The 16,757-nt window shown below is 51.1% G+C and carries 14 protein-coding genes; 8 read left to right on the top strand and 6 right to left on the bottom strand.

The genetic code is table 11. From position 1 onward, the window contains the following. Positions 1–3: 3 nt before the first annotated feature. The 4 genes from GA0061070_RS15235 to cyoA are packed head-to-tail and all read right to left on the bottom strand — an operon-like array spanning position 4 to position 3,892. The gene (locus GA0061070_RS15235; RefSeq protein ID WP_090118385.1) at positions 4–330 is read right to left on the bottom strand and encodes a cytochrome o ubiquinol oxidase subunit IV; all 327 of its coding nucleotides are present in this window, start codon (positions 328–330) and stop codon (positions 4–6) included. Further along, positions 330–944 carry a cytochrome o ubiquinol oxidase subunit III gene (locus GA0061070_RS15230; protein ID WP_090136913.1) on the bottom strand — a complete coding sequence of 205 codons (615 nt, stop codon included), beginning with the start codon at positions 942–944 and terminating at the stop codon, positions 330–332. Before GA0061070_RS15230 ends, GA0061070_RS15235 begins: the two co-directional genes overlap by 1 nt. Continuing rightward, positions 934–2,925, bottom strand: a complete 1,992-nt coding sequence (gene cyoB, locus GA0061070_RS15225; RefSeq protein ID WP_090136912.1) for a cytochrome o ubiquinol oxidase subunit I — start codon at positions 2,923–2,925, stop codon at positions 934–936. The genes GA0061070_RS15230 and cyoB overlap by 11 nt, the downstream gene beginning before the upstream one ends. A gap of 19 nt (positions 2,926–2,944) precedes the next feature. After that, entirely contained in the window at positions 2,945–3,892 is a 948-nt protein-coding gene (cyoA, locus tag GA0061070_RS15220) for a cytochrome o ubiquinol oxidase subunit II (protein ID WP_090136911.1), read from the bottom strand. Between the two features lie 614 nt (positions 3,893–4,506). On the opposite strand from cyoA, the gene GA0061070_RS15215 reads away from it, so the two are divergent. Further along, on the top strand, positions 4,507–4,800 hold the full coding sequence (locus GA0061070_RS15215) for a hypothetical protein (protein WP_139109776.1): 294 nt from the start codon (positions 4,507–4,509) through the stop codon (positions 4,798–4,800). A 50-nt stretch (positions 4,801–4,850) separates the two neighbouring features. On the opposite strand, the gene ampG is transcribed toward GA0061070_RS15215, so the two are convergent. Together ampG and GA0061070_RS15205 are read right to left on the bottom strand one after the other, a co-directional pair. Continuing rightward, a complete protein-coding gene (gene ampG, locus GA0061070_RS15210; RefSeq protein WP_090136909.1) occupies positions 4,851–6,326 on the bottom strand; it encodes a muropeptide MFS transporter AmpG in 1,476 nt (491 codons plus the stop codon). 40 nt (positions 6,327–6,366) lie between these two features. Beyond that, positions 6,367–6,945, bottom strand: a complete 579-nt coding sequence (locus GA0061070_RS15205; protein WP_090136908.1) for a lipoprotein — start codon at positions 6,943–6,945, stop codon at positions 6,367–6,369. Positions 6,946–7,245: 300 nt separating this feature from the next. On the opposite strand from GA0061070_RS15205, the gene bolA reads away from it, so the two are divergent. From bolA to ppiD, 7 genes are all read left to right on the top strand, one after another. Then, complete coding sequence (gene bolA / locus GA0061070_RS15200) at positions 7,246–7,563, top strand: transcriptional regulator BolA (RefSeq protein WP_090136907.1); 318 nt, start codon at positions 7,246–7,248, stop codon at positions 7,561–7,563. Between the two features lie 351 nt (positions 7,564–7,914). Then, positions 7,915–9,213, top strand: a complete 1,299-nt coding sequence (gene tig, locus GA0061070_RS15190; RefSeq protein WP_090136905.1) for a trigger factor — start codon at positions 7,915–7,917, stop codon at positions 9,211–9,213. Between the two features lie 284 nt (positions 9,214–9,497). Then, positions 9,498–10,121, top strand: a complete 624-nt coding sequence (gene clpP, locus GA0061070_RS15185; protein ID WP_090118394.1) for an ATP-dependent Clp endopeptidase proteolytic subunit ClpP — start codon at positions 9,498–9,500, stop codon at positions 10,119–10,121. 130 nt (positions 10,122–10,251) lie between these two features. Then, the gene (gene clpX / locus GA0061070_RS15180; protein WP_090136904.1) at positions 10,252–11,526 is read left to right on the top strand and encodes an ATP-dependent protease ATP-binding subunit ClpX; all 1,275 of its coding nucleotides are present in this window, start codon (positions 10,252–10,254) and stop codon (positions 11,524–11,526) included. Positions 11,527–11,708: 182 nt separating this feature from the next. After that, positions 11,709–14,063 (top strand): endopeptidase La, encoded by a 2,355-nt coding sequence (gene lon, locus GA0061070_RS15175; protein ID WP_090136903.1) that lies wholly within the window; start codon positions 11,709–11,711, stop codon positions 14,061–14,063. A gap of 210 nt (positions 14,064–14,273) precedes the next feature. Next, positions 14,274–14,546: a nucleoid-associated protein HU-beta gene (hupB, locus tag GA0061070_RS15170; protein WP_007373541.1), complete on the top strand. Its 273-nt coding sequence runs from the start codon at positions 14,274–14,276 to the stop codon at positions 14,544–14,546. A gap of 208 nt (positions 14,547–14,754) precedes the next feature. Continuing rightward, entirely contained in the window at positions 14,755–16,626 is a 1,872-nt protein-coding gene (gene ppiD, locus GA0061070_RS15165; protein ID WP_090136902.1) for a peptidylprolyl isomerase, read from the top strand. Positions 16,627–16,757 lie beyond the last annotated feature (131 nt).

Here is a 16,757-nt window from a genome sequence, read left to right as displayed (position 1 = left end):
CTCTTAGTGAACCATCATGTTGTAGTTGAGGTTCCACATAATCCAGATGGAACCGACTACCAGGATAGCGATGATAATCACGGTAAAGACAAAGGCGGTAAAGTTCCAGCCTTCATCAGACTTGGTGTTCATGTGCAGGAAGCAAACCAGATGCACCAGAATCTGAACTACGGCGGTGACCAGGACAACGCCCAGAAGCACCGGCTTAGAAGCAGAACCGTTCATCACCATCCAGAACGGGATCACCGTCAGGATGATCGACAGGATAAAACCTGTCATGTAGGTTTTTACGCTACCGTGGGAAGCGCCATGATCGTTAGAATGACTCATTACATCGCCCCCATCAGATAAACAACAGAGAACACGCAGATCCATACCACATCCAGGAAGTGCCAGAACAGGCTTAAGCACAGGATACGGGTACGGTTAGTGCTGGTCAGCCCGCGACGGGAGATCTGGAACATCAGAACCGCCATCCAGATCAGACCTGAGGTCACGTGCAGACCGTGGGTGCCTACCAGCGCGAAGAACGCTGACAGGAAGCCGCTGCGATCCGGGCCCATGCCTTCGGCAATCAGGTGGTGGAACTCATAGAGTTCCATCCCGATAAAGCCTGCGCCAAACAACCAGGTCAACGCCAGCCAGGAAACCACCTGGCTTTTGTTGTTTTTGTACATGGCGATAGCCGCCATGCCGTAGGTGATGGAGCTGAACAACAGCAGCGCGGTTTCAACCAGTACGAACGGCAGCTCGAAAATGTCCTTACCTGTCGGGCCGCCCGCAGTGCCGTTCACCAGAACGGCATAGGTAGCGAACAGACAGCAGAACAGAATGCAGTCGCTCATCAGGTAGATCCAGAAACCGAAGACTTTATTCGGCCCTGCATCGTGGTGCCCGTGTTCGTGCGCGTGGGCGTGCGCGTTGGTCAGAGTATCAGTTGCCATTTTTCAGCCCTGCTTTAGTGATTTCATCGAAATGCTGGTTTTCCAGTTTCTCGATTTCTGCAACCGGTACGTAGTAATCCACGTCCTCGTCGAAGCTCTTCACAATCCAGCTGATGATGATGCCAGCGAAACCAGCGATAGCCATCCACCAGATATGCCAGATCATGGCGAAACCAAACACGGTTGCAAACGCGGCGATAACAATGCCGGCACCGCTGTTTTTCGGCATATGAATTTCTTCATATTGCGCAGGTTTTTTGTACGCTTCGCCTTTCTCTTTCATTTCCCAGAACGCGTCACGTTCGTGAATATGCGGGACATGAGCAAAGTTGTAGAACGGCGGAGGAGAGGAGGTTGCCCACTCCAGCGTACGGCCACCCCACGGGTCACCGGTCAGGTCACGGTTCTGATCGCGGTCGCGAATAGAAACGTAGATCTGAATCAGCAGACACAGGATACCGATAGCAATCAGCGCCGCACCGCAAGCTGCGATAATCAGCATGGTGTGGAACTGTGGATCAATCTGCTGACTCAGGCGACGGGTCATACCCATAAAGCCCAGCACGTACAGCGGCATAAATGCAATGAAGAAGCCGATGATCCAGAACCAGAACGCGCGTTTACCCCAGGTTTCGTTCAGGGTGTAACCGAAGGCTTTCGGCCACCAGTAAGTCAGACCAGCGAAGCAACCGAAGACCACGCCGCCGATGATAACGTTATGGAAGTGTGCAATCAGGAACAGGCTGTTGTGCAGTACGAAGTCTGCGCCCGGAACTGCCAGCAGCACGCCGGTCATCCCACCTACGGAGAAGGTCACGATAAAGCCAATGGTCCACAGCATAGAGGAGTGGAACACAATGCGGCCCTGGTACATGGTGAACAGCCAGTTGAAGATCTTCACCCCGGTCGGGATGGCGATAATCATCGTGGTGATACCAAAGAAGGCGTTTACGTTCGCGCCAGCACCCATGGTGAAGAAGTGGTGCAGCCAAACGATGAACGACAGTACGGTAATACATACAGTCGCCCACACCAGCGAGGTGTAACCAAACAGGCGTTTACGCGAGAAGGTGGCGGTGATTTCGGAGAACACCCCGAAGACCGGCAACACCAGGATGTACACTTCCGGGTGACCCCAGGCCCAAATCAGGTTGATGTACATCATCATGTTGCCACCCATATCGTTGGTAAAGAAATGGGTGCCCAGGTAACGATCCAGGGTCAGCAGCGCAATGGTAACAGTCAGAATTGGGAACGACGCGATAATCAGCACGTTGGCGCACAAAGATGCCCAGGTAAATACTGGCATTTTGAACATCGTCATGCCCGGCGCACGCATCTTCAGAATGGTCACCAGGAAGTTGATACCGGTCAGCGTCGTACCGATACCCGATAGCTGGAGACTCCAGATCCAGTAATCGACCCCGACACCAGGGCTATATTCGATTCCTGAAAGCGGCGGATAAGCCAGCCAACCGGTCTGAGCGAACTCACCGACGCCCAGAGAGATGTTAACCAGAATCACGCCCACAACCGTGAACCAGAAGCTCAGGTTGTTCAGGAACGGGAACGCAACGTCGCGCGCACCGATCTGCAACGGAATCACCAGGTTCATCAGACCGATAACGAATGGCATTGCCACGAAGAAGATCATGATCACGCCGTGAGCAGTGAAGATCTGATCGTAGTGGTGAGGCGGCAGGAATCCCGCTTCACCCGCAGAGGCCAGCGCCTGCTGGCTACGCATCATGACAGCATCTGCGAAGCCACGCAGCAGCATCACAACGGCCACGAGGACGTACATGATACCAAGGCGTTTGTGGTCGACAGAGGTCAACCATTCTTTCCACAGCCAGGACCACTTACCGAAGTAAGAGATCAGGCCTACTACCGCCAGACCACCGACGATAATCGCAGCAATCGTAACCATGATAATGGGTTCATGATACGGCACTGCATCCAGTGTAAGTTTTCCGAACATCGTTTTCTTCCTCGACCCCTTAGTGAGAGGTTTCCGCGTGACTCATGTCCATGCCTTCCATTCCTTCGTGCGCGCTATGCTCGCCTTCTGGTTGGGTCATGTCCATGCTCTTACCGTGGCCCATAAATTTGTTGATAATGTCTTTAAACAAATCGGGTTTCACGCTGGAGAAGTATTCAACCTTGTTGTATTCGCTTGGCGCAGCAACTTTCTCATACGCCGCCATATCTGGCAGGGTGCTTGAAGATTGTTTCGCTTTTGCGACCCACTGGTCGAATGCGGTGCGGTCCGGCGTAGCAATGGCTTTAAACTTCATGCCAGAGAAGCCCGGGCCGCTGTAGCTGGCGGAAATGCCATCGTACGTACCTGCTTCGTTGGCGATGAGATGCAGTTTGGTCTGCATACCGGCCATTGCGTAGATCTGGCTGCCCAGACGCGGAATAAAGAACGAGTTCATCACGGAGTTGGAGGTCACTTTGAACTCTACCGGTGTGTTCGCCGGGAAGGCGATTTCATTTACGGTAGCAATGCCCTGTTCCGGGTAGATGAAGAACCATTTCCAGTCCATGGCGACCACTTCAATGGTGATTGGGTGTTCGTCATGTGCCAGCGGTTTGCTCGGTTCGAGCGAGTGGGTGGTTTTCCACGTCAGTACAGCAAGGAACAGAATGATCAGAATCGGCACCGTCCAGACCACAGCTTCCACTTTATTGGAGTGTGACCAGTTCGGGCTATACTTCGCATCTTTATTGCTTGCACGATACTTCCAGGCAAAACCTACGGCCATCAAGATGGCGGGAATAACGACAATCAACATCAAGCCAAAAGCCGTCAGTATCAGCGAACGTTGCTCCAGTCCAATCTGTCCTTTGGGGTCAAGAAGTGCAGAATCGCAACCACTGAGTAGAACAGTGCCGGCGATTAATGACAACCATCCCAAACTTTTATTGTATTTCCTGAGTCTCATTTAACGACCTCAATTCCACGGGATCTGGTGGCGCTTAAAGTGTGCGGGCATTTTACGGAAAGGTTACGTTACTGTAAACATACTTGGCTCCGTGTCAGTAAGGTGTTACTGAGTTCTGCCATTTATGTCACACGGAATGCAACAAACTGTAAAATCGGGCATTCGCACAGCTGAAGTTGAGATTATAACGAAAATGTTACATTACAATCAGCGCTGAGGATAAACTGGTATAACCAATCAATTAATTAAACAAATAATTAACATATACTCAGCAATTGCCGTACATTATTGGAACTAATGTGAAACCCAATAATTAATAACAGTGCTGAATCGTTAAAGAATAGTCCTTAATTTATAGCGCACAAAATAATTAAAGAAAATGTACACATATAACGATAAATAACCGAGTAGACCTGGATTAAAATAATGATTAATAATTGTACGGAACAATAACGGTTATGAATTATTTAGTGGGGATTTTATCCTTGCGATTGATTTAAAAACAAAAAAATCCGGGGAATTGTTAAGTATGAAAGGATGATATTCCGATGGCTGGAAATGCCTCTTAGGCACCTCCAATAGTGCTGCCGCTGTTGTGGTCGCCGGGATGGATTATGCTGGCGATCCTACTGTTTCATTTATATGAAGCACTCTTCAGCTACCCGCCAGTGTACAAAGGTGTTTCTCGCGTCATGATGCTGACCGCCGTGCTGGCTTATCCCGCCTGGTGGGTCATTAGCCGTAACCGGCATCAGTGGTATGCGATGCCCTGCAAAGGGGCTGCGTTTATGTTTTTATTACCTGTCGCGTTTTTGCAGCAATTTTCGCCAATTATCACAGCCGTCGGCGTGATTATCCTGCCTGCGTTCTTCACGCACGTTCTTCGCGGGCTGTTTTTCTTCTATTAATTAATAGCGAACAGTGCCAGCGCTTACCTTTTATCAGGTAAGCGCTGCGTTCACATCAGCCGCGTTTTGCGTAGAGCCAGTAGATCCAGCAGCCCGCCGAACAGAATACCGACAATCGCCAGCAGTGCGCCGCCTTCGAGAAGCCTGGTGCCAATGGTCCAGTTTGCCATTCCGCAGGCCGTAACAATAAGCACCACCAGCCAGCCACTAAGCAGCAGGCAACCGACACTCAGTATGTGCAAGGCCAAACGGTAGGCAGTCGGATATTCGCTGCGTGGCATAAAATGCCCGGTCTGCTGGGTAAATTCCAGCGTTCGCTTACACATCGCCAGCAGCAGCAGACCTGGCGCTGCTGCAATGATAGAGAAGAGATAAAACGTTGACCAACTGTAGGTTTCTACAAACCAACCCGCCAGCGGGCCGACGTACACGCGCCCGACAGCGGACAGCGCCGAAAGTAGAGCGAACTGGGTTGCGGAGAAGGATTTATTGCACAGTGTCATTAATAACGCGACAAACGCCGCTGTTCCCATACCGCCGCACAGATTCTCGAAGAACACAGCAGCACCCATGTTGACGATATCTTTCTGCGTGACGGACAGCAGCCAGTAACCGGCATTGGAAACCGCCTGTAAAAATCCGAAAATCATTAATGCGCGAAACAGGGAGAGGCGCTGCATTAATACCCCGCCATACAGTGCGCCGACGATCGTTGCCAGCAGCCCCAGCGTTTTGTTGACCACGCCGACTTCACCCGCGTCAAATCCGACGCCGCGAATCAAAAAGGTGGTTGTCAGGCTCATGGCGAAAGCATCGCCGAGTTTATACAGCACGATCAGCAGCAAAATCAGCCACGCATTATTGCGGCCGAAGAAATCACGCAGCGGCTCGACAACGGCCTGCTCCAGCGTTTTCGGCACCGGAATGGTGTCTGTTGGCTCCGGCGCCACCAGAGTGGCAATAATACAAGGGATCAGCAGTGCGGCCATCAGCCAGTACATCCCTTGCCAGCCGAGCCAGCGGTCGGCGAGCCACAGCGCCAGCCCACCGGAAACCAGCATGCCAAGGCGGTAGCCGAGTACGCTAATGGCTGCGCCAGCGCCGCGCTCTTCAAAAGGCAGGACATCCGTTTTCCAGGCATCGAACACAATATCCTGCGAGGCGGAACAGAAGGCGATTAGCACAGCCAGTGCCGCCATCCAGCGCAGGTGGTTGACCGGATCAAGGAAGCCCATTCCGGCGATGGACGCCAGCAGCAACAGTTGTGTCAGCAGTAGCCAGCCGCGACGCCTTCCCAATAGCGGTGGTGTGTAGCGATCCATAAGCGGCGACCAGAGGAATTTAAAGACATAGGCCTGGCCGACCAGTGAGAAGAAACCGATGGTTTTAAGATCGACATTTTCTACGGTCATCCATGCCTGAAGCGTACCGCTGGTCAGGGCAAGTGGTAAACCGGAGGCAAAACCCAGGATAAGCAGAATCGCGGATTTGGGCTGCGTGAAGATGCGTAAGTAGTGGTTCGACATAAGTTCAAGACTGGCCCGTAACGCTGGGCCAGTGCTGCAATTAGTGGGCGTTTTGCTTAATGAAATCGTGGATGCTGGTGTCCTGAGACATATCCGCGATAGTGTCGCTCAGCACGCTGTTAACTGCGGTAGTGATTTTGTCGTTAGTCGCCTGGAAAGCGCCTTCAACGTTATAGCTGGCACGGTAGTTTTTCGTCATCTTGTTGCCATTAGCTGCGGTGGCAATGATGGCGATATCCGCTTTGGTGGCGATGTTGTAACGCACGTTGCCCTGAGAAACATCGGCATACAGTTGGTTAACAATAATTTGCAGGTTTACCGCGCCGTTCGGCCCGATCATATAGCCGCGCGCCGTCATCTGTTTCTCCAGCACTTCCTGTAGCAGGAAACGCAGATCGCGGGAGGCGGTTAAGGTGACCAGTTGATTGTCACGCGTTACTTTCGCCAGTGCCTGGTCCTGACGTTGATCGGCACCGGTAATGCTTACGGTCACGCCCATCAGGCTCGGATCCTGCTGCGGCAGGGTGATTTTCGGTGAAACTTCAAGCGTTGTTGGCGAGGTAGCGCACCCAGCCAGCATAAATAAAGCGACCAACGGGAAGAGTAGTTTTTTAAACATGTTCAGGCTCTCAAGGGATCGTAAGCGTTTGGGGAAAAATTCTCGCCATCATAACATCGCCGCTGTTAAGGGGAAGTCCTCAACGTATGTAAATTCATCGCCTTGTCTTTTTTCAGCATCAAAAAACATGTTGTTGAAGCGGGATGGCAAAAATCAGCCGCCTTTTAGAAGAGTTCATCGCGTTGAGCGGGCAAATCAGACGAACGCTAATTTTTGTTGTTTTATTGTTATTAAAACGGTAAAAGCGGCTAACATTTAAAGAGATGGCTGGCATCTCAGCGTTGTCGGAGGCGTAACATCATGATGATGCGTGAACAGATAGAAGCAAAATTGAAAGCGGCATTCGAGCCTGTATTACTTGAAGTCGTAGATGAAAGTTACCGTCACAACGTTCCGGCGGGTTCCGAAAGCCATTTCAAAGTGGTGCTGGTAAGCGACCGCTTTATTGGAGAACGTTTTCTTAATCGCCATCGCATGATTTACGGTACGTTGACTGATGAACTGGCAACGACAATTCATGCACTTGCGCTGCATACTTACACGCTCAAAGAGTGGGAAGGTTTGCAGGACACCCTCCTGACCTCGCCTGCATGTCGGGGCACCGGAAGCATCGCTTAGAAAACCAGGTTGCAACTGTCTGAACTTTTCCAGTATGTTGCATGCAGATTATGTAAAAACGGCCTGCGGGCCGTTTTGTTTTGCCTGAATTTTGAGCGGGAAACGCAATTTTTTGAGCAAAATTGCTTCAGAAGTGTGAAAAATGACGCATCATTGCGCCATTCCCCTTCTCGACTCATATCTGTGATGCCGCTATAATGCTGCGTCTTATTTTTCGGAATGTCTTCGGGATGCTTCTGACGACAGGGAATGTGTTTTCTGATTGAAGAGAACATCCCGGTTCTGCAAAGCGAAAGGGTTTGCTTCGCAGAGTAGAGTTGACCGAGCACTGTGATTTTTTGAGGTAACAAGATGCAAGTTTCAGTTGAAACCACTCAGGGCCTTGGGCGCCGTGTAACGATTACAATCGCTGCTGACAGCATCGAGACCGCTGTGAAGAGCGAGCTGGTCAACGTAGCGAAGAAAGTGCGTATTGACGGCTTCCGTAAGGGTAAAGTACCGATGAACGTCGTTGCTCAGCGTTATGGCGCTTCTGTTCGCCAGGATGTGCTGGGCGACCTGATGAGCCGCAACTTTATCGACGCGATCATTCAGGAAAAAATCAATCCGGCTGGCGCACCGAACTATGTTCCGGGCGAATACAAATTGGGCGAAGACTTCAGCTACGCTGTAGAGTTCGAAGTGTATCCGGAAGTTGAACTGAAAGCGCTGGACACCATTGAAGTTGAAAAACCGGTTGTTGAAGTGACCGACGCGGATGTCGATACCATGCTGGACACCCTGCGTAAGCAGCAGGCGACCTGGAAAGACAAAGACGGTGCTGCTGATGCAGAAGATCGCGTAACTGTTGATTTCTCCGGTTCTGTTGACGGCGAAGAGTTCGAAGGCGGCAAAGCGACTGATTTCGTACTGGCTATGGGCCAGGGGCGTATGATTCCGGGCTTTGAAGACGGTATCAAAGGTCACAAAGCGGGTGAAGAGTTCACCATTGACGTGACTTTCCCGGAAGAATACCACGCAGAAAATCTGAAAGGTAAAGCGGCGAAGTTCGTCATCAACCTGAAGAAAGTTGAAGAGCGTGAGCTGCCGGAACTGACTGAAGAGTTCATCAAGCGTTTCGGCGTTGAAGATGGTTCTGTTGCTGGCCTGCGCGCTGAAGTGCGTAAAAATATGGAACGCGAGCTGAAAGGCGCAGTGCGTAACCGTGTTAAATCTCAGGCGATTGAAGGCCTGGTGAAAGCGAATGAGATTGACGTTCCTGCTGCACTGATCGACAGCGAAATCGACGTTCTGCGTCGTCAGGCTGCACAGCGTTTCGGTGGTAACGAGAAACAGGCTCTGGAACTGCCGCGTGAGCTGTTCGAAGAGCAGGCAAAACGCCGTGTTGTCGTTGGTCTGCTGCTGGGCGAAGTGATTCGTACCCACGAGCTGAAAGCTGACGAAGAACGCGTAAAAGGCCTGATCGAAGAGATGGCGTCTGCTTACGAAGATCCGAATGAAGTGATCGAGTTCTACGGCAAAAACAAAGAGCTGATGGACAACATGCGTAACGTAGCGCTGGAAGAACAAGCGGTTGAAGCGGTTCTGGAAAAAGCGAAAGTGACAGAGAAAGCCACTTCCTTTAACGAACTGATGAACCAACAGGCTTAATCGGCTTCAGCGTTAGCAAAATGTAAAGGCCCGTCACCTGCTGGTGGCGGGCTTTTTTTATCATATTGACATTGACAGATGTGTGCTAAAAGAGCGTTTCAGTGTTAGCGTAACAGCAAAAGATTGTTATGCTTGAAAACAGGCTTGGTCATCCCCACTAAAGGTGGTATTGGCAGTACAGGCTCTGGCTGATAATCCGTCCGTGAGGGGTCATAGTCAGATCCCGCTCACTCAAGTACAATCAGTACAGCAGGTTAGTTTATTTTTTTATCCAGGAGACGGAAATGTCATACAGTGGCGAACGAGATAACTTTGCACCCCATATGGCTCTGGTGCCAATGGTTATTGAACAGACCTCACGCGGTGAGCGCTCTTTCGATATCTACTCCCGTCTTCTCAAGGAACGCGTGATTTTTCTCACCGGCCAGGTCGAAGACCATATGGCAAACCTGATTGTGGCTCAAATGCTCTTTCTGGAAGCGGAAAATCCGGAAAAAGACATTTACCTGTATATTAACTCTCCGGGCGGCGTGATTACTGCCGGGATGTCGATTTACGACACCATGCAATTTATTAAGCCGGACGTCAGCACCATTTGTATGGGCCAGGCCGCCTCGATGGGCGCATTCCTGCTGACGGCGGGCGCAAAAGGCAAGCGTTTCTGCCTGCCAAATTCACGTGTGATGATTCACCAGCCGCTGGGTGGCTATCAGGGGCAGGCGACGGATATCGAAATTCACGCCCGTGAAATCCTGAAAGTGAAAGGCCGTATGAATGAACTTATGGCGTATCACACGGGTCAATCTTTAGAGCAAATTGAACGTGATACCGAGCGTGACCGCTTCCTTGCTGCACAAGAAGCCGTGGATTACGGCCTGGTTGACTCAATTTTAACCCATCGTAACTAATGCTCAGATTGCATGTGCCGCTATACTATATGATGCACAAGCGGCATCATGCTTGAGTAACGTTTTGCGCCTGGAATGGCATTTGCGTCGTCATGTGCGGCACAAAGAACAGATTAAGAGGTTTTGACTCATGACAGATAAACGCAAAGATGGTTCGGGCAAACTGTTGTATTGCTCTTTTTGCGGCAAAAGCCAGCATGAAGTGCGTAAGCTGATCGCCGGGCCGTCCGTGTATATCTGCGACGAATGTGTGGACCTGTGTAACGACATTATTCGCGAAGAGATTAAAGAAGTTGCGCCGCATCGTGAGCGCAGCGCGCTGCCGACCCCGCATGAAATCCGCCACCATCTTGATGATTATGTTATTGGCCAGGAACAGGCGAAAAAAGTGCTGGCAGTGGCGGTCTATAACCACTACAAACGCCTGCGCAATGGCGATACCAGCAACGGCATTGAACTGGGCAAAAGTAACATTCTGCTGATTGGGCCGACCGGTTCCGGTAAGACGCTGCTGGCTGAAACGTTGGCGCGTTTGCTGGATGTGCCATTCACTATGGCGGATGCCACTACGCTGACCGAAGCCGGTTACGTGGGGGAAGACGTCGAAAACATCATTCAGAAACTGCTGCAAAAATGCGATTACGATGTGCAGAAAGCGCAGCGCGGGATTGTTTACATCGATGAGATCGACAAGATCTCCCGTAAATCCGATAACCCGTCAATTACGCGTGATGTTTCCGGTGAAGGCGTGCAGCAGGCGTTGCTGAAATTGATCGAAGGTACCGTGGCTGCGGTTCCGCCGCAGGGTGGCCGTAAGCATCCGCAGCAGGAATTTTTGCAGGTGGATACCTCGAAAATCCTGTTCATTTGCGGCGGTGCATTTGCGGGTCTCGACAAAGTGATTTCTCACCGCGTTGAAACCGGGTCGGGTATTGGCTTCGGCGCGACGGTGAAAGGCAAATCTGAAAAAGCTAACGAAGGCGAACTGCTGGCGCAGGTTGAACCGGAAGATTTGATCAAATTTGGTCTGATTCCTGAATTCATCGGTCGTCTGCCAGTGGTGGCAACGCTGAGCGAGCTGAGCGAAGAAGCGCTTATTCAAATCCTGAAAGAGCCGAAAAATGCGCTGACCAAGCAGTATCAGGCGCTGTTTAATCTTGAAGGCGTGGATCTTGAATTCCGCGACGAAGCGCTGGATGCGATCGCCAGGAAGGCCATGGTGCGCAAAACCGGCGCGCGTGGTCTGCGTTCAATTGTAGAAGCTGCTCTGCTTGATACCATGTACGATCTGCCGTCGCTGGAAGACGTTGAGAAAGTGGTCATCGACGAGTCGGTTATCGCAGGCCAAAGCAAACCGCTGCTGATTTACGGCAAGCCGGAAGCTCAGCAGGCATCTGGTGAATAATTCACCAACTCTTACAATCAGTTAACCAAAAAAGGGAGATTTTATCTCCCTTTTATTTTTCCCTATTCCCGCCGTTGAATGTGTGGGAAACATCCCCATATACTGCTTTACATGTTAATGGTGCGTGTTGCACAGTCACGTCACCTGATTACCTGGCGGACTTTAAACTAAGAGAGAGCTCTATGAATCCTGAGCGTTCTGAACGCATTGAAATCCCCGTATTGCCGTTGCGCGATGTGGTGGTTTATCCGCACATGGTCATTCCCTTATTTGTTGGACGGGAAAAATCGATCCGTTGTCTGGAAGCGGCCATGGACCATGATAAAAAAATCATGCTGGTTGCGCAGAAAGAAGCATCAACGGATGAGCCGGGTGTAAACGATCTTTTCACCGTCGGGACCGTGGCGTCTATTCTGCAGATGTTGAAGCTGCCTGATGGCACTGTAAAAGTGCTGGTCGAGGGGCTACAGCGCGCGCGCATTACCACGCTTGCCGATGATGGCGAGCACTTCTCTGCCAAAGCGGAATATCTTGACTCGCCGGTTATCGACGAGCGTGAGCAGGAAGTGCTGGTACGTACGGCAATCAGCCAGTTTGAAGGCTATATCAAACTGAATAAAAAAATCCCGCCAGAAGTGCTGACTTCGCTGAACAGCATTGACGATCCCGCACGTCTGGCTGATACCATCGCTGCCCATATGCCGCTGAAACTGGCGGATAAACAGTCTGTTCTGGAAATGTCCGACGTTAATGAACGTCTGGAATATCTGATGGCGATGATGGAATCCGAAATCGATCTGCTTCAGGTTGAGAAACGCATTCGCAACCGCGTTAAAAAGCAGATGGAAAAATCCCAGCGTGAGTACTACTTGAATGAGCAAATGAAAGCCATTCAGAAAGAGCTGGGTGAAATGGATGATGCACCAGATGAAAACGAAGCGCTGAAACGCAAAATCGATGCGGCAAAAATGCCGAAAGAGGCGAAAGAGAAAGCCGAATCCGAGCTGCAGAAGCTGAAAATGATGTCGCCAATGTCTGCAGAAGCGACCGTCGTGCGCGGCTATATCGAATGGATGGTTCAGGTTCCGTGGAACGCGCGCAGCAAGGTCAAAAAAGACCTTCGCCAGGCGCAGGAGATCCTTGATACCGACCATTACGGCCTTGAACGTGTGAAAGACCGTATCCTTGAGTATCTTGCGGTGCAGAGCCGTATGAACAAGCTTAAAGGGCCGATTCTGTGCCTGGTTGGGCCTCCAGGGGTGGGTAAAACCTCTCTGGGTCAATCCATTGCTAAAGCCACCGGGCGTAAATATATCCGCATGGCGCTGGGTGGTGTGCGTGACGAAGCGGAAATTCGCGGTCACCGCCGTACCTACATCGGTTCTATGCCGGGCAAACTGATCCAGAAGATGGCGAAAGTGGGGGTCAAAAACCCACTGTTCCTGCTCGATGAGATCGACAAAATGTCCTCCGATATGCGCGGCGATCCGGCTTCGGCGCTGCTGGAGGTGCTGGATCCGGAACAGAACGTAGCTTTCAGCGATCACTATCTGGAAGTGGATTACGATCTCAGCGATGTAATGTTTGTTGCGACCTCTAACTCCATGAACATTCCGGCACCGTTGCTGGATCGTATGGAAGTGATCCGTCTTTCCGGTTACACCGAAGACGAAAAACTGAACATTGCAAAACGTCACCTGTTAACTAAACAGATTGAGCGTAACGCGCTGAAAGAGAGCGAATTGACCGTTGATGACAGCGCAATCGTCGGCATCATCCGTTACTACACCCGTGAAGCTGGCGTGCGTGGTCTGGAGCGCGAAATTTCCAAACTGTGCCGCAAGGCGGTGAAACAGTTGTTGCTGGATCCGTCGCTGAAACACATTGAGATCAACGGCGATAACCTGCATGACTACCTGGGGGTTCAGCGCTTTGATTATGGTCGTGCAGATGATGAAAACCGTGTCGGTCAGGTGACAGGCCTTGCGTGGACGGAAGTGGGTGGCGATCTGCTGACCATTGAAACCGCCAGCGTTCCGGGCAAAGGTAAGCTGACATATACCGGTTCGCTCGGCGAAGTGATGCAGGAATCTATCCAGGCGGCGTTGACCGTTGTTCGCGCTCGCGCGGAGAAACTCGGCATTAACGGCGATTTCTACGAAAAACGCGATATCCACGTTCACGTACCGGAAGGCGCAACACCGAAAGACGGCCCGAGCGCGGGGATTGCAATGTGTACCGCGCTGGTTTCCTGCCTGACCGGTAACCCGGTTCGCGCAGACGTGGCAATGACGGGTGAAATTACCCTGCGTGGCCAGGTGCTGCCGATTGGAGGTCTGAAGGAAAAACTGTTGGCGGCACACCGCGGGGGCATTAAGACTGTTCTGATTCCTTACGAAAACAAACGTGACCTGGAAGAGATCCCAGACAATGTTGTGGCCGATTTAGATATCCATCCGGTTAAGCGTATCGAAGAAGTTCTCAGCCTTGCATTGCAGAACGAACCCTTTGGTATGCAAGTCGTGATGGCAAAATAGTGACCTCGCGCAAAGTGCGTTGATAAAAACAAGGCTGGTGAGTGATTTCTTACTTGCCAGCCTTTTTTTGTATAGCTAATTTAGATTGCTGGTTGGGTATGCCATCATCAACTGCTGTTGTAAGGGCATGACAGGCCTGATATAACTGCTGCGCGGTCGCGCTGTGAAGGATTCAGGTGCGATATAAATTATAAAGAGAGGAAGAGAAGAGTGAACAAATCTCAGCTGATTGACAAGATTGCCGCAGGTGCTGATATTTCCAAAGCTGCTGCAGGACGTGCGTTAGATGCTTTAATTGCTTCTGTTACTGAATCTTTGAAATCCGGGGACGACGTAGCACTGGTAGGTTTCGGTACCTTCGCGGTTAAAGAACGTGCTGCACGTACTGGCCGTAACCCGCAGACCGGCAAAGAAATCACTATCGCTGCAGCTAAAGTACCTGGGTTCCGCGCAGGTAAAGCGCTGAAAGACGCAGTAAACTGATTATTTTCCCCGTGTGGGGAGAGTAAGAAAACACAAGGTGCATCGTGAGATGTGCCTTTTTTATTTGCGAATTCTTACTTTGTACGAGTTTCTGCACGTTGTGGGCTAACAATTGCGCCGGTTTCTTGTCAAAATACGCACTTACACGCAGCGGGCAACTCTTGCTGCCTGAGATCTAAAGTCACCTACAGCGGAGTGTTGTTACACCATGATGGACAATTTACGCGCGGCGGCGAATCACGTCGTGCTCAAGATCATTCTGGGTTTGATTATCGTGTCATTCATTTTGACTGGCGTGGGTAACTACCTGATTGGCGGTAACAATAATTATGCCGCAGAAGTTAACGGTCAGGACATTAGCCGTTCGCAGTTTGAAAATGCGGTGACCAGTGAGCGCAATCGTATGTCGCAGCAGTTGGGCGATCAGTTCTCTGAACTGGCTGCCAACGAAAGCTATATGAAATCCCTGCGCCAGCAAGTGCTCAATCGCATGATTGATGAAGCGCTGCTGGACCAATATGCCAAAAAGCTGCATCTTGGCATTAGCGACGAGCAGGTAAAGAAAGCTATTTTTTCCACTCAGGCTTTCCAGGCTAACGGCAAATTCGACAACAACCGCTTTAATGCCATCATCAATCAGATGGGCATGAGCGCCGATCAGTACGCGCAGGCGCTGCGTAACCAGTTAACCACCCAGCAACTTATAAACGCTGTTGCCGGTACTGATTTTATGCTTAAAGGCGAGGCTGACGAACTGGCGGCACTGGTTGCCCAGCAGCGCGTTGTCCGCCAGGCAGTGATTAATGTGAACGCGCTGGCAGCGAAACAGACCGCCAGCGATGACGAAGTGACCAGCTACTACGATCAAAACAAGAGCCGTTTCATCGCACCGGAGCAGTTCCGTGTAAGCTACATCAAACTTGATGCTACTGCGATGCAGGAAAATGTCAGCGATGCTGAGATTCAGGCTTACTACGATCAGCATCAGGATCAGTTCACCCAGCCGCAGCGTAACCGTTACAGCGTCATCCAGACGAAAACGGAAGACGACGCTAAAGCCGTGCTGGATGAGCTGAATAAAGGCGCTGATTTCGCTACCGTCGCGAAAGCGAAATCCACCGATATTATCTCTGCCCGCAACGGCGGCGATATGGGTTGGCTGGAAGAGAGCACCACGCCGGATGAACTGAAAAATGCCGGCCTGAAAGAGAAAGGCCAGCTTTCCGGCGTTATCAAATCTTCTGTGGGTTTCCTGGTTGCGCGTCTTGATGATATCCAGCCTGCGAAGGTGAAACCGCTCAGCGAAGTGCGCGATGAACTGGCTGCAAAAGTGAAACAGGAAAAAGCTCTGGACGCCTGGTATGCACTGCAACAGAAAGTGAGCGAGGCGGCGAGCAACGATAATGAATCTCTGGCTGGTGCAGAACAGGCCGCAGGGGCGAAAGCGGTGCAAACGGGCTGGTTCGGTCGCGATACTCTGCCGGAAGAGCTGAACTTCAAACCGGTGATTGACGCGATTTTCAATGGCGGTCTGGTGGGGCAGAACGGCGCGCCAGGTAGCAACTCCGATATCATCACCGTTGATGGCGATCGTGCGTTTGTACTGCGTATCACCGATCACAAAGCGGAAGCCATCAAATCGTTGGCTGAAGTGAAAGCGCAAGTTACCGACATTGTGAAGCACAACAAAGCTGAGCAGCAGGCGAAGCTGGATGCAGAAAAACTGGTAGCTGAGCTGAAAGCGGGCAAAGGTAACGATGCACTGAAAGCCGCTGGTCTGAGCTTTGGCGAGGCGAAAACGTTGGCGCGTACAGGTCAGGATCCGGTAAGCCAGTCTGCGTTTAACCTGCCGTTGCCGGAAAAAGACAAACCCTCTTTCGGCTCGACGACCGATCAGCAGGGTAACGTTGTGATTCTGGCGCTGGACGAAGTAAAAGCCGGTACCATGCCTTCTGCACAGAAAGAAGCGATGATTAAAGGCATCACGCAGAACAATGCGCAGATCGCTTTTGAAGCGCTGATGAGCAGCCTGCGCAAAGAAGCCAAAATCAAACTCGGCACGATCGCTGAACAGCAGTAATAGGTAAAGGCGCGAAGCGTCTCCCAAAAAAAAGCAAAATTTTGCAAATCACAAAGGCCGCTTTCGCGGCCTTTTCCATTTCTGCGTTTTGTCCTTTGCCCACATTCCGACTTCTGTTTATTGTTGCCTTG

The sequence above is a fragment of the Kosakonia oryziphila genome (genome assembly GCF_900094795.1).
GTDB classification, from domain to species: domain Bacteria; phylum Pseudomonadota; class Gammaproteobacteria; order Enterobacterales; family Enterobacteriaceae; genus Kosakonia; species Kosakonia oryziphila.
This window is presented reverse-complemented; position numbering and strand designations above follow the sequence as displayed.

Coding starts and splice junctions, on each gene's coding strand:
- GA0061070_RS15235 (WP_090118385.1), bottom strand. CDS start 330: ATGAGTCATTCTAACGATCATGGCGCTTCCCACGGTAGCGTAAAAACC.
- GA0061070_RS15230 (WP_090136913.1), bottom strand. CDS start 944: ATGGCAACTGATACTCTGACCAACGCGCACGCCCACGCGCACGAACAC.
- cyoB (WP_090136912.1), bottom strand. CDS start 2,925: ATGTTCGGAAAACTTACACTGGATGCAGTGCCGTATCATGAACCCATT.
- cyoA (WP_090136911.1), bottom strand. CDS start 3,892: ATGAGACTCAGGAAATACAATAAAAGTTTGGGATGGTTGTCATTAATC.
- GA0061070_RS15215 (WP_139109776.1), top strand. CDS start 4,507: ATGCTGGCGATCCTACTGTTTCATTTATATGAAGCACTCTTCAGCTAC.
- ampG (WP_090136909.1), bottom strand. CDS start 6,326: ATGTCGAACCACTACTTACGCATCTTCACGCAGCCCAAATCCGCGATT.
- GA0061070_RS15205 (WP_090136908.1), bottom strand. CDS start 6,945: ATGTTTAAAAAACTACTCTTCCCGTTGGTCGCTTTATTTATGCTGGCT.
- bolA (WP_090136907.1), top strand. CDS start 7,246: ATGATGATGCGTGAACAGATAGAAGCAAAATTGAAAGCGGCATTCGAG.
- tig (WP_090136905.1), top strand. CDS start 7,915: ATGCAAGTTTCAGTTGAAACCACTCAGGGCCTTGGGCGCCGTGTAACG.
- clpP (WP_090118394.1), top strand. CDS start 9,498: ATGTCATACAGTGGCGAACGAGATAACTTTGCACCCCATATGGCTCTG.
- clpX (WP_090136904.1), top strand. CDS start 10,252: ATGACAGATAAACGCAAAGATGGTTCGGGCAAACTGTTGTATTGCTCT.
- lon (WP_090136903.1), top strand. CDS start 11,709: ATGAATCCTGAGCGTTCTGAACGCATTGAAATCCCCGTATTGCCGTTG.
- ppiD (WP_090136902.1), top strand. CDS start 14,755: ATGATGGACAATTTACGCGCGGCGGCGAATCACGTCGTGCTCAAGATC.